This window comes from Cognatundibacterium rugosum (genome assembly GCF_014284365.1).
GTDB lineage: Bacteria > Pseudomonadota > Gammaproteobacteria > Burkholderiales > Burkholderiaceae_D > Undibacterium > Undibacterium rugosum.
The window spans coordinates 1-255 of record NZ_JACOGG010000074.1; the positions used below are offsets into that span (position 1 = coordinate 1).

Annotated in this window: 1 rRNA gene; it reads left to right on the forward strand. The window is 50.2% G+C overall.

From position 1 onward, the window contains the following. Positions 1-255: ribosomal RNA gene (locus H8K47_RS18115) — 16S ribosomal RNA — on the forward strand; the annotation flags it as partial.

The following is a 255-nucleotide window of genomic DNA, read 5'->3' on the forward strand; positions in this document are numbered from 1 at the left end:
TTAAAACTCAAAGGAATTGACGGGGACCCGCACAAGCGGTGGATGATGTGGATTAATTCGATGCAACGCGAAAAACCTTACCTACCCTTGACATGGCAGGAATTCCGAAGAGATTTGGAAGTGCTCGAAAGAGAACCTGCACACAGGTGCTGCATGGCTGTCGTCAGCTCGTGTCGTGAGATGTTGGGTTAAGTCCCGCAACGAGCGCAACCCTTGTCATTAGTTGCTACGAAAGGGCACTCTAATGAGACTGCC